The organism is Microcoleus sp. S36a_B3, from assembly GCF_036700745.1.
In the GTDB taxonomy this organism is placed as follows: domain Bacteria; phylum Cyanobacteriota; class Cyanobacteriia; order Cyanobacteriales; family Microcoleaceae; genus Microcoleus.
Genome location: NZ_JAUBPN010000004.1, coordinates 272,631 through 289,561, shown reverse-complemented (window position 1 = coordinate 289,561; position 16,931 = coordinate 272,631). Strand labels below are relative to the sequence as shown.

At 44.4% G+C, this 16,931-nt stretch carries 16 protein-coding genes; 10 read left to right on the top strand and 6 right to left on the bottom strand.

Annotated elements, in window-relative coordinates; translation table 11 throughout:
• Positions 1-1,000: 1,000 nt before the first annotated feature.
• Positions 1,001-1,960, bottom strand: coding sequence for a DUF362 domain-containing protein (locus QUA01_RS07135; RefSeq protein ID WP_333088270.1), 960 nt, complete (start codon positions 1,958-1,960; stop codon positions 1,001-1,003).
• On the opposite strand from QUA01_RS07135, the gene QUA01_RS07130 reads away from it, so the two are divergent.
• Positions 1,959-2,135, top strand: coding sequence for a hypothetical protein (locus QUA01_RS07130; RefSeq protein WP_333088268.1), 177 nt, complete (start codon positions 1,959-1,961; stop codon positions 2,133-2,135). The genes QUA01_RS07135 and QUA01_RS07130 overlap by 2 nt on opposite strands.
• Before the next feature lie 115 nt (positions 2,136-2,250).
• On the opposite strand, the gene QUA01_RS07125 is transcribed toward QUA01_RS07130, so the two are convergent.
• Both QUA01_RS07125 and QUA01_RS07120 read right to left on the bottom strand, forming a co-directional pair.
• A complete protein-coding gene (locus tag QUA01_RS07125; RefSeq protein ID WP_333088266.1) occupies positions 2,251-2,577 on the bottom strand; it encodes a hypothetical protein in 327 nt (108 codons plus the stop codon).
• A gap of 50 nt (positions 2,578-2,627) precedes the next feature.
• The gene (locus QUA01_RS07120) at positions 2,628-4,052 is read right to left on the bottom strand and encodes an aspartate ammonia-lyase (protein WP_194067426.1); all 1,425 of its coding nucleotides are present in this window, start codon (positions 4,050-4,052) and stop codon (positions 2,628-2,630) included.
• Positions 4,053-4,438: 386 nt separating this feature from the next.
• Here QUA01_RS07120 and QUA01_RS07115 point away from each other — a divergent pair, with 386 nt between their 5' ends.
• The 7 genes from QUA01_RS07115 to QUA01_RS07085 all read left to right on the top strand — a co-directional run bounded on the left by QUA01_RS07115 (position 4,439) and on the right by QUA01_RS07085 (position 11,272).
• Positions 4,439-4,885: a hypothetical protein gene (locus tag QUA01_RS07115; RefSeq protein ID WP_333088265.1), complete on the top strand. Its 447-nt coding sequence runs from the start codon at positions 4,439-4,441 to the stop codon at positions 4,883-4,885.
• Between the two features lie 234 nt (positions 4,886-5,119).
• Positions 5,120-5,557 (top strand): hypothetical protein, encoded by a 438-nt coding sequence (locus QUA01_RS07110; protein WP_333088263.1) that lies wholly within the window; start codon positions 5,120-5,122, stop codon positions 5,555-5,557.
• A 270-nt stretch (positions 5,558-5,827) separates the two neighbouring features.
• Positions 5,828-6,112 (top strand): peptidase, encoded by a 285-nt coding sequence (locus QUA01_RS07105; protein WP_333088262.1) that lies wholly within the window; start codon positions 5,828-5,830, stop codon positions 6,110-6,112.
• Positions 6,113-6,354: 242 nt separating this feature from the next.
• Positions 6,355-8,235: a hypothetical protein gene (locus tag QUA01_RS07100; RefSeq protein ID WP_333088261.1), complete on the top strand. Its 1,881-nt coding sequence runs from the start codon at positions 6,355-6,357 to the stop codon at positions 8,233-8,235.
• Between the two features lie 274 nt (positions 8,236-8,509).
• Positions 8,510-10,198 (top strand): DNA repair helicase XPB, encoded by a 1,689-nt coding sequence (locus tag QUA01_RS07095; RefSeq protein ID WP_333088260.1) that lies wholly within the window; start codon positions 8,510-8,512, stop codon positions 10,196-10,198.
• A 317-nt stretch (positions 10,199-10,515) separates the two neighbouring features.
• Positions 10,516-10,956: a DUF2281 domain-containing protein gene (locus QUA01_RS07090; RefSeq protein ID WP_015175959.1), complete on the top strand. Its 441-nt coding sequence runs from the start codon at positions 10,516-10,518 to the stop codon at positions 10,954-10,956.
• The gene (locus QUA01_RS07085; RefSeq protein WP_333088259.1) at positions 10,943-11,272 is read left to right on the top strand and encodes a type II toxin-antitoxin system PemK/MazF family toxin; all 330 of its coding nucleotides are present in this window, start codon (positions 10,943-10,945) and stop codon (positions 11,270-11,272) included. The genes QUA01_RS07090 and QUA01_RS07085 overlap by 14 nt, the downstream gene beginning before the upstream one ends.
• Positions 11,273-11,364: 92 nt before the next feature.
• On the opposite strand, the gene QUA01_RS07080 is transcribed toward QUA01_RS07085, so the two are convergent.
• Positions 11,365-11,835: a DUF29 domain-containing protein gene (locus QUA01_RS07080; protein WP_333088258.1), complete on the bottom strand. Its 471-nt coding sequence runs from the start codon at positions 11,833-11,835 to the stop codon at positions 11,365-11,367.
• 198 nt (positions 11,836-12,033) lie between these two features.
• Between QUA01_RS07080 and QUA01_RS07075 the strand changes: the two genes are divergently transcribed.
• Both QUA01_RS07075 and QUA01_RS07070 read left to right on the top strand, forming a co-directional pair.
• On the top strand, positions 12,034-13,179 hold the full coding sequence (locus QUA01_RS07075; RefSeq protein ID WP_333088255.1) for an iron-containing alcohol dehydrogenase family protein: 1,146 nt from the start codon (positions 12,034-12,036) through the stop codon (positions 13,177-13,179).
• A gap of 252 nt (positions 13,180-13,431) precedes the next feature.
• Positions 13,432-14,613 carry an aspartate aminotransferase gene (locus tag QUA01_RS07070; protein WP_333088254.1) on the top strand — a complete coding sequence of 394 codons (1,182 nt, stop codon included), beginning with the start codon at positions 13,432-13,434 and terminating at the stop codon, positions 14,611-14,613.
• A gap of 70 nt (positions 14,614-14,683) precedes the next feature.
• On the opposite strand, the gene QUA01_RS07065 is transcribed toward QUA01_RS07070, so the two are convergent.
• Together QUA01_RS07065 and QUA01_RS07060 are read right to left on the bottom strand one after the other, a co-directional pair.
• Entirely contained in the window at positions 14,684-15,067 is a 384-nt protein-coding gene (locus tag QUA01_RS07065) for an Imm10 family immunity protein (protein ID WP_333088252.1), read from the bottom strand.
• A gap of 464 nt (positions 15,068-15,531) precedes the next feature.
• The gene (locus tag QUA01_RS07060) at positions 15,532-16,674 is read right to left on the bottom strand and encodes a hypothetical protein (RefSeq protein WP_333088250.1); all 1,143 of its coding nucleotides are present in this window, start codon (positions 16,672-16,674) and stop codon (positions 15,532-15,534) included.
• Between the last annotated feature and the right edge of the window lie 257 nt (positions 16,675-16,931).

Below are 16,931 nucleotides of genomic sequence, written 5' to 3'. Positions count from 1 at the left end.
GATACTTCTTATCACTTTGGATTGCTGGGGTGACTGATTTCAAATCTAGTTCGATCGATCTATTGCGTTCTGGCCTTCCGTTGTCTGTGTCATTAACAATAGGCGCATCCTAAAAAAACTGTAAACAGCAGGCCGGATACCAGGTCTACAAGAATTATTGGATATGTTTAATGTTTCTGGAACGTCACACCAGTCAAAAGGTTTATCAGAACCGAATTTGATATTTAAACTTCAAACCGAGCCCGTCTTTATGTGAATTTATTATCCGAGAAATTACTTATAACTGTCAAGAGGTTTTTGCTAACTTTATCGAATTTTTACAATTAACCACTTAAGTAACAAGTTATTGCTGTTTTAGGCTTGATTTTTGTCAAACTAACTGCGACATTAGATATTTATACTTCTGTCGTAGATTTATCAGATCCTTCAACTTATAGTCCAAAAGGCAAAAAATGATGGTTTTACACGTTATTCTAACACCGTGAGGTGCTTCAGCCGGAGGCTACATAATTAGGTTGAAGTTAGCTCTGACTTAGCAATAATACAGGACAGATGCCATAAATTCTGGTCAGCCCTATATATATAGTGCGTAATTTCCGTCTTACCGATAGAATTTGACACAAGTGTTGAACGCTAGAAGTGCGTGATAGGGGTTCGGTGAAGGGTAGGGAATCGCCATTCTAGAAGGCAACGAGACCAATCATTTAAAAAATCAAGATTTATTCCAAAACTTTATGAAAGATTTATATAAATTTGTGTAACACCAATAGCATTCACATTATTTATAATAATGTTGCATTTGTTCACAATTAAACAAACAATAAAAAGGTAGGACTGACTTATAGTCTGTCTCAAAAAGGTGAGGAGTCAGTCGATTTTAGATTGGGGGATTGGGGGATTGATACCTGATCTGGCGATCACACTGCGATATGTAGAGTGGACGGCACCAGACTTTCTGTGGGTGCGCCCCCAGCGCACCTTACCGCGCTTTCTCTGTTTGCTAGTGCGAAGTGTTGGGGCTGAACTGTTCTTTAATGAAGCGGATATAGAGGTGTTTGAACGCTGACTTAATCACCCGAGGCATACCAAAGTCGATCGGGATCATGCTTTCTGGCAATTTCCAATCCAAAACCTTGAGAGTTTCCGGGTGCGACAGCGGAAAATCGAGATCTTCTAAATTCGAGCAAAGTCCCAATCTCATCGCCGCAGCTACAGTCGGAACCAGCGCCGGATCGACATTAATGATTTCCACTAAAGTTCTGTCCAGCGCAAACACATCACTCGACGCGCCCAAAATCCCCAAAAACTTAGGTTCGCCACCGCTTGGCCCGTTACCTTCGTGACCGATAATTCCATCCAAAATTGTCAAATTTGGGTTAATTGCCCTGGCTGTTTCTACCAGCATTTGACCGAATCTGGCGCTATCTTTGCCAGCTTCCATGTGCCACCAAGCCTTCATTTTGCCGGGGACGCAGCCGAACAAATTTTTCACGCCCATTGTCACGGTTAATTGTACGTGAGATTTGAGTTTGGGCAAATTAATCACTACATCCGCTTCCATTGCTTCTTTGCAGATTCGCAGATGATTGAAATCTTCGCTGACAGTTTCGTAGCGTTTTCCTTGAAACTCAACTACTGGCACATTCAGTTCTTCTAACAGCGGCAAATAACCGTTGGCTTTGGCTACGCCCATCGCGCTGCCAAAAGCCGGACTGTCACCTAAAAACGGTTTTCCGCCAGCTTCTATGACCATTTTCGCCACGCAGTAAACCAATTCCGGCCGGGTGACGCATTCTTTGGTGGGGCGAGAACCGGTGAGGAGATTGGGTTTGAGTAAAACCCGATCGCCCGATTTGACAAAAGCCGACATTCCGCCCAGGGGTGCGAGCAAATTTTCTACAGATGTTTGCAGGATTTGGCGATCGTATGAATTGGCCTTAATTAAACTAACAGAAGACATGATGGGTAATGGGGGAATTGGGAATTGGGAATTGGCCCGCGCAGGGAATTGGGAATTGGGCAAACAGGGCATTGGGCATTGGGAGGAGGAATGGATTATTGATATGTTTTCGCTTCGTGATTACCAATTACCAATTACCAATTACCAATTACCCATTAAGCTGTTCTACGTTTAAATTGTGCATCAAAAATCAATAAAAATATTGTGGAGTCGGCACTTTTGGAGGCCGTTCCCAACATCCAACTTAAATGCAAAACAACTTACCAATTACCCATTACCGCCAACCAAGTTTAAGTATTCATCGGCAATCTGCCAGAAGCAGCCCGCTGCATCGTACTAACTCGCATAGAATTAGAGAAAATTCCTTGGCCCTTAAGTTCCGGGATAGCAGGTTTAATTTCCACTTTTATCAACCGGGCAGTGCAGATAAAAACCGTTTGATCGACTAAATGAAAAGTCAACCAAGGTTGATTTAACAACTGCAGCACTTCCTCTTGAAATTCTGATGCCGGGATAGGAATTGTAAAGGTTTCCGTGTGACCTTCCACATAATGAAATGTCACTTGAGTTGTGTTCTCTTTATCTTGAGTTAATTGGCCAAAGGAACCTGCGCGCATAAATTTTGCTCCTAAACTTGAGACTCTGAAAGAATACTGCCATCTTGTGGCTAAGCATTAGCAGATGATGTTGGCATCGCACTCATTTTCTCTAAATCTAGAACTTTTGCCAAGTCTTCTTCACTCATTAAACCGCGTTCTAGGACAATTTGCCGCAAAGATTTGCCGGTTTCGAGAGATTCTTTGGCGACGGCGGCGGCATTGAGATAGCCGATATGAGTGTTGAGGGCGGTAACGAGAGCGAGACTGCCTTCTGCGTAAGCGAGACACCGATCGCCCTTTGCTTCAATTTTTTCGAGGCATTTTGTGCTCAGCGCGCTGATGGTATTGCCCAAAATTTCGATGCTGTGAATCAAATTGTAGGCGATTAAGGGCATCATCACGTTCAATTCTAATTGTCCCGCTTGGGCTGCAAGGGCGATCGCGCTATCGTAACCCATAACTTGAAAACACACCATCGAAGTCATTTCTGCCATCACAGGATTGTATTTTCCCGGCATAATTGACGAACCAGGTTGCACCGGAGGCAGTTGAATTTCCTTGAAACCCGTTTTCGGCCCAGAGTCCATCAAACGCAAGTCGTGGGACATTTTAACACAATCCTGAGCCAGATTTCGCAGCGCGCCAGACACATTTACAAACGGTGCCATGCTCTGCATAGCTGCCATTAAATGTCTTGCTGGTTTCAGGGGGCGATCGATTAATTCTGAGAGAATTTCAGCAACTTTTTGACAGTATTCAGGGTGAGTATTTAAGCCTGTTCCAGCGGCGCTTCCCCCCAATCCCAAGGAAGTTAAATCATCGGATGCCCTGTCAATTCTCAAAGTATGTTCCCTGAGAATTTGCGCCCAAGCGCCGAAGGTGTCGCCGAGTCGAACCGGCACAGCATCTTGCATATGAGTGCGGCCCGATTTAACAATATTTTTGAATTCTTCTGCTTTATTTTCTAGGGCGACTATGGCCTCAGACAAAGCCGGAAATAGAGTTTTTTCTAAGGCCAACAATCCGCCGATCCGAATCGCCGTAGGAATCACATCATTGGTTGATTGACCGTAGTTTACATGATCGTTGGGACTGACGCGCTTGTAGTTGCCTTTTTCATCGCCCATAATTTCCAAAGCGCGATTGGAAAGAACTTCATTAACGTTCATGTGGTGAGAAGTTCCCGCGCCTGCTTGGTAGACATCAACTACAAATTGATCGCGCAAATTTCCGGCTAAAACTTCATCAGCAGCTTGGATCAGTGCTTGGCTGATATCTTCAGGAATGCAGCCGAGTTTACCGTTGGCGATCGCCGCAGCTTTTTTAATTAAAACGCAAGCATCTACATAAGTTGATAAAGGTTTGATACCGCTAATTGGAAAATTTTCAACGGCGCGCAGAGTTTGAATGCCGTAGTAAACGGTAGATGGGATTTGTTTGTCTCCCATTGAGTCGCTTTCGGTGCGGTAGGTAATGGCTGGCTGTTGCGTCATATCGTTTGGTTTGTGATAATTAGGAAGTATACAATTTTTTTGTAACTGCGTGTTCTGGGTGTTTTTACTTTACCGCACCCGCTGGCGACTGTACAGTAGCATAAATTGCGATCGCCCAAAATTATCCCACATCCTAGGGTTTAATCTCAAATCTCGAAACTCAAATCAAGTCTGGGGCGAGGGCGAGGGTGAAAGGGCAGTTTACAAAAAGCTAAAATTGTTCTGCAAGGGCGATCGCACGCCGACAAAAATGTTTATCTATAATTGTACAAATGAATCATTTCATATCAAATCCTCTCTTCATCAGAATAGTACATTCACTGTTGACTGTTAACATCATGTATGAGTGCAACCGGAATTGATATCACGCTAAGAGTGAAACTCCCATGAACAAACCAGCAAAAACTTTCAAACAGCTAAATGTTTTAATGATCGGCTTAAGTGCCTCTGCAATTTTTCCGGCTTCAGTAAACGCTATCTCCAGCATTGTCCCCTCCACAGCAATCCCGGAACAATCGACGATTTTAATGGCTCAGCGACAGCAGCAAATTAAGTTTAAAAGAGGTGCTAGTTCAGGCGAAGTAAAAGGAGGAGTAGCCCGGGGCGAAGTCATGATTTATTTGATCAGGGCCAAACAAGGTCAAAGAATGAATCTAGAGATCCAATCAGTAGAAGGAAATGCTGTTTTTAAGGTGATCGATCCAAATACAAACCCCTTAGCTGAAGAAAAAAGAAGCTGGTCGGGAGAATTGCCCCAGACGGGAAAATATCAGATAGTCGTCGGTACAGAACGAGGGGGTGCAAGTTACACTTTATCAGTTTCGATACACTAATATTTCGATGTTTCCTTAAGGTTGTTAAATCCTGTCAGGTATCGCATTACCTAAATTCCCGAAACTCGGTTTCTGTAACCCCCGCCCCGTCTCGAAGATGACAGCGCTAGGAGCACGATCCTCTTGGGCTGGCTGCTAACTGCGGTTAATTGCAGGAATTGCAGATGGTTTTAGCGATCGATCTGCGGGTTTTGTGACAAAATAGATTGTAGTATTAATTTTTTAGGAGTTTTCATGGCTCGTTTCAATCAAATCCTTGTCCTCAGTGCCGTCACCCTTGTAGCTTTAGCTGGTTGCGGCGAGAAGCAAGAAGCATCCACTCCGCCAACCTCACCTCCACCGGTTACTTCTACGACTACCACTGTCACCACATCTGAGAAACCAGCATCTACTGCTAACTATCCAGAGTTAATGAGTGTAGTTACTAATACCAAAGCAGCAGTTGACACTGGTGATTTCGTTAAAGCTAAAACCGAATTTGACAAGTTTGAAACTTCCTGGAAGAAAGTCGAAGATGGCATCAAAGCTAAGGAACCTAAAAGCTACGATACCGTTGAAAAAACTACAGAAGAAGTAACAGATGAACTCAAAAAAGGTAAGCCCAGCAAAGACCTAGTGCTAGCTCAATTGCAGTCGCTAGAAAAGACCATCGCTAGCATTCCTAAGTCCTAGATTTAAGTCAATACGGTTCACTTAAGAGATCCCCCTAACCCCCTTTTTAAGGGGAGTAGGGGGTGGGACAAGAAAGCTCTCAAAGTCCCCCTTCTTAAGGGGGATTTAGGGGGATCTCCGGGGCATAAATAGTGTTAAGTAAACTTTATTGAGATTTAAGTGCTAATTTGAGGGTTTGTTTCTAGTGCGAGGTTCGCCGTAATTGCTCAGAAACAAACACTCAATTCTCCCTTATTATATAAGTTGAGTATTTCTAAATTTTCAACCGTTATGAAAAAAGCATTTCGCAAGTACCACCGCATTCTAGCCACAATCGTTTTTTTACCAATTACCCTCACGGTATTGACTGGAATGGCAGCAACGATGGGCAGGGAGTGGCCGATTAGCACAGGAATTTCATCAAGATTATTGTTGAAAATTCATACAGGTGAAATTTTTAACCTGCAAGCAATTTACCCGATTTTAAATGGATTGGGAATGCTTGGCTTGCTGGTGACAGGTTTAAGTATGTCGGGTTTGTTTGGCAGAAGAAAGCAGCCAAATTCCAACGATTAAAAGCAAAGATGTGAGAAACTCAAGAAGGACTTGATGACGACTATTGAACCCGGTAATTTTAGGGTAGCAAATATGAGCTTAAAAATCAAAACAAATAACCTATGTACGGTTCCGGTTCATCGTACCGTAACTGTTGAACCAAATTTCTTGATTGTGTAACAAAAGTTTAAGTTCCTCATCCTGTAAAGTTGTTATATTTGCGTTGCCAAAACAATTTTGAAGCGGGCGCACTATCAAACATTATGTCGCGTTACCCAAGCATAGATAACGTTATCAGCCTCCAACAGGCACTAGAAGGAATAATTGTTGAAGATTTAAAAAAGCTCAAAGCATTATTACCCGATCTTCGTAAATTAACCCGTAAAGCGGATCTTGTTGATGGAATTAGATCGCAATTGCTGGGAGATCACCTTCGGATAGTGTGGGCGAAATTAGACGACCTCCAAAAAGCGGCTGTAGCTGAAGTTATACATGGGGAGGATGGTTATTATTTTCCTGAGATATTTAGGGCAAAATACGGAGAATCAGCAAATTTGGGAACAATCGATCGCTATGGAACTAACAGAGAACCATCACTGTTATGCTTGTTTATTTATGGCAACCAGATTCCTTACGATCTACAAGAAATATTGCTGAAATTCGTGCCAAAGCCCAAAAAAGCGACCTTGGATCATAGTGGTGAAACAGTAAAAAATCATGTTAAACTCAGCGTCCAAAGATATAACTACAGTACAAGGGAAAAAGATATAGAAGAATACGATATTCCCTTGACTTCTTGTGAAACACAGTTGACAGCTACCAAGGATTTAGCGGCTGTTTTGCGTTTGATTCAGTCGGGAAAAGTTACTGTTAGTGAGAAAACTGCTTTACCTAGTGCTGGAAGTGTAAAAGCGATCGCCTCTATATTGCAAGGCGGTGATTTTTATAATGAGGAACAGCGTCAAATTACCCTAGCCAAGGATAGCGACTATGATGATGAAGTATTCGCTGAACTCGGTAGCATCAAGCCCTTTGCTTGGATAATGATAGCGCAAGGGAGCAAGTTCGCGGAACGATCGGGCAAAAAGCTAGTTTTGACGAAAGCGGGACAGAAAGCTTTACAAGAATCACCCGCCAAAGGTTTACAGACAGCATGGAAGCGCTGGTTAAAGACAAAAATCTTTGATGAATTTCGCCGCATTGATGCGATCAAAGGACAAACTGGGAGGGGTGCAAATGGCATGACAGATGTGGCGTGGCGCAGAGATGCGATCGCCTCTGTGCTCGCAGAATGTCCTGTGGGTAAGTGGATTTTATTTCATGACTTTAGTAAATATCTAGTCGCAACGGGCCATAGCTTTGATGTTACTGAGGAACCCTACTGTTTATATATTGGTGAAGCTGGGTATGGAAGCTTATCAGAATTGGATGGCCATAGTTGGCCGATTCTGGAAGAACGATATATGCGCTGTTTTTTGTTTGAGTATGCTGCTACTTTGGGCATAATTGATGTTGCATATGTCGATCCGTTGCTCATACCAAGTGATTATGACTATCTTTGGGGAACGGACAATCTGGAATTCCTGAGTCGTTATGATGGCTTAGTATATTTTCGCTTGACGAGTTTGGGGGCTTATTGTTTGGGCTTGACGGATCAGTATACTCCGCCAGTAATTGAGGTTCGTCAAACGCTCAGGGTATTGCCGAATCTAGAAATTATTGCGGCGGGAGATGGTGTCGAGACATCTGATGCGATCGTCCTGGATATCTATACTAAAAAGGTGTCGGATGTTGTGTGGCGACTCGATCGCCCAAAAATCTTCGCAGCTATTGAAAATGGATATCCATTAGCAGAGTTTACAGAGTTTTTGAACGCCAGAAGTATTGAACCGCTACCGCAAACTGTGCAGCAATTTCTAACGGATGTTACAGAGCGATCGAATAGCGTGCAAGATATAGGTAGTGTCAGGTTGATCGAATGTACTACCGCCCATTTAGCATTGCTGATTGCGAATGATTCACGTACTAAAAAGTTCTGTCAGTTGGCGGGCGATCGCACTTTGGCGGTTCCATTATCCCAGGAAACTAAATTTCGCAACGCCCTGCGGCAAGTCGGCTACGTCTTACCCCAGCGGGATAAATAGTACACCTGATACTATTAGTGTCAAAAATCACCCAAAAACCTTTTTATTGTTCGTTTATAGCTGAGTCCATATCCCCCTAAATCCCCCTTAAAAATGGGGACTTTGAGTATTTGTAGGGTGCATCGCTGGCGATAAATCCTAAAAAAAGATCGACAATCTCAATCGCGACGCACCTTATAACATGGACTGGAGCAAATCAACCAAACTTTTCTGTTCTAACAAACTTATTCCCTCTTCCGTCTTCCTTCTTCCGTCTTCCGTCTTCCTTCTTCCTATGACTTACGTTCCCGAAAATGCTTTAATCGTACAAAGCGATCGCTCAATTTTACTAGAAGTTCACGCCCCAACAGCACAAAAGGCACGAGAAGCGATCGCACCCTTTGCCGAATTAATCAAAAGTCCCGAACACATCCACACCTATCGCATCACGCCCCTCAGCGTGTGGAATGCGCGGGCGGCGGGAATGTTAGTTGAAGAGGCGATCGCAGCTTTGCGAAAGTATGCTAAATATGACATTCCTGAGTCGGTAGCGCAGGAAATCGAACTGCTTGGTACGCGCTACGGATTGACGGTAATTGAAAGGATTGATGCGGAAAATTCCGATTTACAACTGCGGATTGCCGATCGCCCGCTGACAGAGTTGCTAGTGCGGGATGAGCGCGTAAAACCGCTGTTAGGTAAGCGGATTTCGGATCTTTGCTTTCAAGTCGATGCGGGGAATCGCGGTGTACTCAAACAAGCTTTGCTAGCAGTGGGTTATCCGGCGGAAGATTTAGCTGGATATGTCGAAGGTGCCGAGTTAGCAATTGCATTGCGCGATCGCACTTTAGGAAGCGATTTACCCTTTAATTTACGTGCCTATCAAAAGGAAGCAGTAGAAGCATTCTATCAGAGCGGAGAGGTTAGAGGTGGCAGCGGTACGATCGTTCTACCCTGCGGCGCTGGTAAGACGATTGTGGGGATGATTACGATGAGTTTGGTGCAGCAAAAAACATTGATTCTCACCAGCAGTTTGACTTCGGTGCACCAGTGGCGCAGGGAAATATTAGACAAGACGAGTTTAACTGAAGATGCGATCGCCGAGTACAGCAGCAACAGCAAAAAAACGGCTTCTGTAACTCTCTCGACTTACCAAATGCTCAGTTATCGATCGAATAAAGATGATGAATTCCCGCATTTCGAGTTGTTTAACGCCCAATCGTGGGGACTGATTATTTATGATGAAGTTCATCTATTACCCGCACCGATATTTCGGATCACTGCTGAATTACAAGCACGACGCAGGTTAGGTTTGACGGCGACATTGATTCGCGAAGACGGGAAGGAAGGCGATGTTTTTACGCTAATTGGCCCCAAGCGCTATGACGTACCTTGGCGGGAATTGGAAGGACAGGGATTTATTGCTACAGCCAATTGTACCGAAATCCGCGTCGCTCAAAATGAGGCGGAGAAAATGGAATATGCCCTAGCGCCCCGCCGCAGTCAGTTTCGGATTGCTGCGGAAAATCCGGGTAAGTTGGATGTGGTGCAAAGTTTGTTGCAAAAGGAGGCGGGGCATCGTATTTTAATTATTGGTGAGTTTCTGGAACAGTTGGATGCGATCGCCCGAGTTACCGATTTACCGCTGATTACGGGGAAGACAAAACAGGCTGAGCGCGATCGGTTATACGAAGCATTCCGTCACAAAGAAATTCCCGGATTAATTCTATCTCGCGTGGGCAATTTTGCCGTCGATTTACCCGATGCCGATGTGTTGATTCAAGTATCAGGAAAGTATGGTTCTCGCCAAGAAGAAGCGCAGCGCCTCGGACGAATTCTCCGCCCAAAATCCGATGGACATACTGCAAGTTTTTATACATTAGTATCGCTACAAACTTGCGAGGAGGATTTTGCGCGACACCGCCAACTATTCCTCACCGAACAGGGCTACAACTATCGCATAGAAGTTCAAAAAGATGTTTAGTCAGCATTGCATAATAGACTTCTGACAAATCAACAGTCGGCGCGCATTAGAAGTGAAACTGGCAGTTTGCAAAAAGCTAAAATTGATGAGCAAGGGCGATCGCCCGCAGAGGGATAAAGTCCAATACGGTTCAGTTAAGCCCGATCCCCCCTAGCCCCCCTTAAGAAGGGGGGGACAAGAACTTACTCAAAGTCCCCCTTCTTAAGGGGGATGCGAGGGGGATCTCCGAGGAATAAACAGTTTAACTGAACCGTATTGGGATAAAGTCAGCTATACTTTTATAAGTAAATTAATTTTACTGTTAGTGTAAAACTCCCATGAACCAACCAGCACAAACTTTTACATACCCAGTGAATTTTTTGAGACTCGGAAATCTCGAAAAAACTTTATTAGAAAATCTGCAACTGCTTCCAACAGAAAAGCGACAGGAAGTTCTGGATTTTGTGCAATTTCTTGTACATCAAGCACAAGTAAAACAGTCACCAAATGAAAGTTCTGAGTCCAATATTTTGCAAACAGAGCCATCGCATCCCAAGCGCTCGTTTATTGAGTTTTTGAGTTGCGTATTAGAATCCCCTCAAATACTAAAACCGTTTGTAGAGATAACAACCCAAGAAGATTTAACCGCTGCCCAATTAAGAGAGTTTTTTGTAGTCAACAGCGAAGACTTTTTAATTGATTCAACCATTACTCGCAGTCACGAAGCTTTTTTGAACAGCTACGCACCCGAAGACGAAGGACTTTATGACGACTATTGAACCTGGTGATTTTTGGGTGGCAAAGATTCCTTTTACAAACGGCGCAGACTCTAAACCACGCCCCATACTTTTGCTATGGTTGGATGGCGAGGATGTGGTAGCAGCCGCCGTCACCTCTGCCAAACCCCGTAGCCAAACTGATGTATTTCTTAATGATTGGTCTGTCAGCGGTTTGCGCGTTGCTTCAACAGTGCGTTTGTCTAGATTAGATTGTTTGGAAAAGTCTTTGTTGCTAGCGAAAATCGGGCAAATTTCTCAAGCAGATGCAGCAGCAGTGAAACAAGTCTGGGAGTTGTACGTTAAGCCTCAATTTTAACATATAAAGGTTTTGCGTAAGTTCCGATCAGTAAACAGGTTGGGTTGAGAAACCAGGTGGCTGCGTCTGTCCCAAAAATGCGATCGCGCACCTTACTCAAAATTTCCATCTTCTAAAGCGCCATCCGACAAATTATATTCATCCTCAAAAACTTCTGACCAAGAAAGGGAAGTCAATTGACATTCAACTTTCCTCATTTCGGTGTTAGCCTCTTTCACTGCTGCTTGAAAAGATTTATCCCAAATAGATGCAATAAATTCCCGATTTAAACTAGGAACTTCTTCCTGAATATCTTCTATTTCTCGGCGTGCGGATAGAATGCTAATAGCCCAGCTAGTAGTTTGTTTTTGAGGTTGAGATTTCCATTTAATAATATGAAGCATTAAACGAATTAACTGGCTTTTTAATGCTCGTTTTTCGGTTCTTCCCATTGCTTCAATTAAAGATTCTAAACCTGCCGTTGCTTCCATAGATTTTCCTTCTTTGAGAAGTGTCTGGACTGTGACAGCCGTTTGATAATGAGAACACACTGCTAACCAGTCCCAATCTTGTTTAGTCAGCATTGCCCTATCCTTGAAATTGCTTATATTCCTAAATTTATCATACCGATCGCCCTCCAACTCCCCCAGCCCACCCCAACCACAATAGTTAATAAAAACTTTACAAAACTTACCATGTCGCCGAACACGGGTTAGAGTTATTCTAGATAGTCCAGCAATCCTGCAAAGCGTCAACCTTCTCGTCACTTATCCAGTGGTTCGATGACTCAAACCCAAAGCACCAAAACCGCCACCGCACCAGCAATTTATTGCTTGACAATTGCTCCCGCCTGTGTATTGCGGGGTCGATCTGCCCTAGCACAAGCCGGAGATGCGATCGCCCGTTTCGGAAAGCGGCCGCTAATCGTCGGCGGCAGCAACTCCCTCGCCGCCGCCAAACCCTACCTGCAATCAATCCTCGAACAGCAGCAGTTACAATCCGCCGAAACACAATACGGCAACGATTGCAGCGAAACCAGTCTCGAACACCTGCGGGAAGAAGCCGCCAGCCATGAAGCCGATTTCATCATCGGAGTTGGCGGCGGCAAAGCCTTAGACGCAGCCAAACTCGTCGCCTATCAATGCAAAATCCCGATCGTCACAATACCCACATCAGCAGCCACCTGTGCCGCTTGGACAGCCCTTTCTAACATTTATTCCGAACAAGGCGCATTCCAATACGACGTCACATTAGCCAGATGTCCTGACTTATTAATCCTCGACTACGGCTTGATTCAAACCGCACCACAGCGGACATTAGTAGCAGGAATTGGAGATGCGATCGCCAAATGGTACGAAGCATCAGTCAGCAGCGGGCACTCCGAACAAACCCTGATAATTTCCGCCGTCCAACAAGCTAGAATACTGCGCGATATTTTATTTCAAAAATCAGCCGCCGCCCTCAAAGAACCCGGTAGCGAAACCTGGCAAGAAGTCACAGATGCAGCCGTATTGCTAGCAGGAGTAATTGGCGGAATCGGCGGCGCCCAATGCCGCACCGTCGCCGCCCACGCCGTCCACAACGGCCTAACTCATCTATTAGCAAGTCACGGCACATTGCACGGCGAAAAAGTCGCCTACGGCATTTTAGTACAACTGCGACTAGAAGAAATGCTGCAAAACAATCAACTTGCCGCTAGCGCCAGACAGCAACTGCTAAAATTCTACGCCGAGATTGGATTGCCCCAAACTTTAGACAATCTAGGACTAGGAGACGTTAGTCTCACACAATTGCAGCAGGCCGCCGACATAGCCTGCAATCCCGACTCTGACATCCACAGACTACCGTTTAAAGTCGTACCCGAACAATTAATGGCGGCGATGGTTTCTACTACCGCACCTGTGGGAGAATTGAAAATCAAGCATTAAAACCTTTTGTAGTAAGGACTTTAGTCCTGAAAAAACCGTGCTGGAAAGCAATACAGTTCCGTTAAGTCCGATCTCCCCTAACCCCCCTTCTTAAGGGGGCGACAAGAAAGCTTTCAAAGTCCCCCGACTATCCGGGGGATTTAGGGAGATATTCGGGGAATAAATATTGTTAACTTAACTAAACCGTATTGTGATAGAAAGGACTGAAATCCTGACTACAAACCAGGAAAACTGACAACTGACAAAAAACAAATGACTTTGGATTGGATTAGCCCTGCTGACAGGTTGCAAACACTACCGCCCTACGTATTTGCCCGTCTCGACGAACTCAAAGCCCGCGCCCGCGAACAAGGACTAGATTTAATAGACTTAGGAATGGGAAACCCCGACGGTGCCACTCCTCAACCAGTAGTAGAAGCCGCTGTCGCAGCCATCCAAAATCCTGCAAATCACGGCTATCCACCCTTTGAAGGAACTGCTAATTTCCGCCGTACTATTACTAAATGGTACAGCCGTCGCTACAATGTTGAACTCGATCCAGAAAGCGAAGCATTGCCTTTGTTGGGTTCCAAAGAAGGTTTAGCACATTTTGCGATCGCCTACATCAATCCCGGCGACTTAGTATTAGTACCAAGTCCCGCTTATCCCGTATTATTTCGCGGCCCGATTATTGCCGGCGCAAAAGTTCACAATATCATCCTCAAACCAGAAAACGACTGGGTAATTGACTTAGCCGACATTCCCGACAGTGTAGCCGAACAAGCCAAAATACTCTATTTCAATTATCCCAGCAATCCGACGGGAGCAACAGCACCCCGCGAATTTTATAAAGATATTGTTGCTTTCGCGCACAAATATCAAATCTTGCTAGTTCATGATTTGTGTTATGCGGAATTAGCCTTTGACGGCTATCAACCGACAAGTTTATTAGAAATTCCCGGCGGGAAAGAAATCGGTGTCGAATTTCACACCATGTCCAAAACCTACAATATGGCCGGCTGGCGAGTTGGTTTTGTAGTAGGAAACAGCAAAATAATTCAAGGTTTGCGAACCTTAAAAACTAACCTAGATTACGGTATATTTTCCGCCTTGCAAACAGCAGCAGAAACAGCGCTGCAATTGCCCGACAGTTACTTGCACGAAGTACAGGAACGCTACCGCACTCGCCGCGATTTCATGGTTGCAGGACTGGCAGAATTAGGGTGGAATATTCCTAAACCTCTGGCTGCAATGTATCTTTGGGTTCCCTGCACTCCGGGCATGAGTTCGACTGATTTTGCCCTGAATGTTTTGCAGCAAACTGGTGTTGTTGTGACTCCTGGCAATGCTTTTGGGCCGGGCGGCGAAGGCTATGTGAGAATTAGTTTGATTGCAGATTGCGATCGACTGGGAGAAGCTTTGCGGCGTTTGAAACAAGCAAACATTCGATATTAGTTATTGGGCATGGGGCATAGGGCATGGCGAATTGGGCATTGAATTTCAAGTACAATCTTGACGCAATTGACTAATTAATTAAATTCCACCTATCCTCATAACCCAGCATTATCTTCTGCAAGGTGTTCTGCAACTTCTGAAATTCTGAATCATTTACAGAAAAAGCAATTCTTACCTCATCGTAATTTATATGAGGGTTGGGTCTTGAAGGATCGAAATGAACAATTAAGCGTTCGCGGTTTAAAGTAACTTCTTTAATTCCTCCATATTCTCCCCAACACTGATCGTCTATCTCCGAGTAGACACTCCCTAGGTTAGGAAGAGCATCTTCTTTATGAAATTCATGTCTTTGCATAACAAAATAATGTTCGTTATCCTCCCCGGACGAAAAACCAATATAATCAAATGACTCTTCAATTCCCACAAGTTTTGCACAAAGTTCAAACACCATCATAAACTTACTCTACTTGTTTTGGTGAGCTATTTTAACCGGAACTTCCCCTTCTACGCTCTTAACTTTTCTCTGAAACCATTTATAGCGGTTCTTAAGAAAGTGAAGTAAGTAGGCGGCTTCCCATGCCCTATTGGTGTCAACTTAACATCAAACCGATAAGCTGTCGCGCATTTAAATTGTATATTCAGGGCGGGCGGGACGCCCACCCCACAAGAGTTTGATTGTTTTTTAACATACAATTTAAATGCAGAACAGCTTTGAGGCAGGGGTTTAAACCCCTGCCTCAAAGCTAAAGTCCTCTCAAAGAGGACTGAAGAACTCATTAGTCCTCTTTGAGAGGACTTTAGCTATTAGACAGGGAATTCATTCCCTGGCGGACTGACGGGTGGGCGGGAGGACTGGTGGACCAAAAGTTTAAGTTGACACCAATGCCATGCCCCATGCCCTATCCCAATTCCCAATAACTACGCTTTTTTTATTTCATTAGTAATCCAATCAAAAGTTTCCATAACTTGCTTGAGGGCAGATTCGTCTTGCAAAGTAAACAAAGCCAGACTCGGCGACCTTCTCTCGCCCGGTTCTATAGGTAGCGACAGACCGATCGAACTCAGCTTGCTTCTCAATTCCAGCCAATTTTCTTCCGCATTAAACGGCGGCCCGGAACCGTAATTATCAGCAGAAATCTCCATTCTGCCAGCAATATCTACAGTGAATAACTGATAGGGTTTTCTTCCCTTTTGAGGCAATTGGGCGGCGAAACCGCCGTAGGCATCCCCCGTTCCCCACTGGATTTGAACTTCGGGTTCTTGACTTTTCGCCCAAAGGTAAATTTCTCTTGCCATTTGCGCCTCGTCCGCGCCCCGTCTAGCCTTGATTTCCGCAAAAAATGACGATTCATCCCAGCGCCTTCTTTCGCGCGTTGCGCTGGATTTTTTCTGCTGTGCTTCGGCTGTCTGGCCGATCACTCTGGGAACTAAAGTTTTCAAACCGTCTTCACTTACATACTGCTTAATTTCCAGTGCAAAAACTTCAACCGGGTCCATTTGTTCGTTAAGAAATTCTACAACTCGGCGCATTTCAGCGGAAATCTCGTCAGCGACAAACACTAAGCGAATTTTACCCGCTTGCAAATTAGTTTTAACCTTCTGCCAAAACCTATCTTCATTAGCATCCGCGCCCAGAAACTCTTCAAAAATCTGTTCGGGATCGCGACCCCGATCGCGACAATTAGCTTCAAACAGAGCAATAATTGAATCGACTGGCCAGTGAACTACCGCATTAGCAGCATAGTCGATCGACTGACCCAAAACTTTTTGCCGCAGTTCGGCATTAGGAGTTCGCCGGACATCCACCAAAGTAGGAACTGCATTTTGGTCGAGAAACAAATGATCCAGCGACCACTGCACCGCTGTTTCCTCATCGCTGGGTGCAGCTTCCCGCGAAATTAACAGCCATCTCCGCGCCGTCGCCCGATCGATTTGATCTCCCGCGATCAAATTAGGATAAGTTACTAGCAAATCTTGTAACTGGTCTTCCGAGTCGTAGGGCTGTTCCATCATTTCTACCAGCCTGTCGTCGTCCTGAATCAGATAAATACCTCCAGCCATGCACATCCACCTAGTAAATTTTAGATTTTAGATTTTAGATTTTAGATTTTAGATTTTAGTCATTAGTCAGTAGTCAGTAGTAATTAGTCCGCAACCAATTAGTTCTCAACGGGGAAGACATTAGTCACAATTCAAGAAAAATTTTGAATTATCCAATTTGATTTTTTTGTCAATTATACAAAAAACTGCCTTAAACCACCCATAGATGACCAATGACTGATGACTAATGACCAATGACCAATGACCAATGACTGATG

Coding starts and splice junctions, on each gene's coding strand:
- QUA01_RS07135 (WP_333088270.1), bottom strand. CDS start 1,960: ATGTCTTCTGTTAGTTTAATTAAGGCCAATTCATACGATCGCCAAATC.
- QUA01_RS07070 (WP_333088254.1), top strand. CDS start 13,432: ATGACTTTGGATTGGATTAGCCCTGCTGACAGGTTGCAAACACTACCG.
- QUA01_RS07065 (WP_333088252.1), bottom strand. CDS start 15,067: ATGATGGTGTTTGAACTTTGTGCAAAACTTGTGGGAATTGAAGAGTCA.
- QUA01_RS07110 (WP_333088263.1), top strand. CDS start 5,120: ATGGCTCGTTTCAATCAAATCCTTGTCCTCAGTGCCGTCACCCTTGTA.
- QUA01_RS07120 (WP_194067426.1), bottom strand. CDS start 4,052: ATGACGCAACAGCCAGCCATTACCTACCGCACCGAAAGCGACTCAATG.
- QUA01_RS07115 (WP_333088265.1), top strand. CDS start 4,439: ATGAACAAACCAGCAAAAACTTTCAAACAGCTAAATGTTTTAATGATC.
- QUA01_RS07095 (WP_333088260.1), top strand. CDS start 8,510: ATGACTTACGTTCCCGAAAATGCTTTAATCGTACAAAGCGATCGCTCA.
- QUA01_RS07125 (WP_333088266.1), bottom strand. CDS start 2,577: ATGCGCGCAGGTTCCTTTGGCCAATTAACTCAAGATAAAGAGAACACA.
- QUA01_RS07060 (WP_333088250.1), bottom strand. CDS start 16,674: ATGGCTGGAGGTATTTATCTGATTCAGGACGACGACAGGCTGGTAGAA.
- QUA01_RS07100 (WP_333088261.1), top strand. CDS start 6,355: ATGTCGCGTTACCCAAGCATAGATAACGTTATCAGCCTCCAACAGGCA.
- QUA01_RS07130 (WP_333088268.1), top strand. CDS start 1,959: ATGATGGGTAATGGGGGAATTGGGAATTGGGAATTGGCCCGCGCAGGG.
- QUA01_RS07085 (WP_333088259.1), top strand. CDS start 10,943: ATGACGACTATTGAACCTGGTGATTTTTGGGTGGCAAAGATTCCTTTT.
- QUA01_RS07075 (WP_333088255.1), top strand. CDS start 12,034: ATGACTCAAACCCAAAGCACCAAAACCGCCACCGCACCAGCAATTTAT.
- QUA01_RS07090 (WP_015175959.1), top strand. CDS start 10,516: ATGAACCAACCAGCACAAACTTTTACATACCCAGTGAATTTTTTGAGA.
- QUA01_RS07080 (WP_333088258.1), bottom strand. CDS start 11,835: ATGCTGACTAAACAAGATTGGGACTGGTTAGCAGTGTGTTCTCATTAT.
- QUA01_RS07105 (WP_333088262.1), top strand. CDS start 5,828: ATGAAAAAAGCATTTCGCAAGTACCACCGCATTCTAGCCACAATCGTT.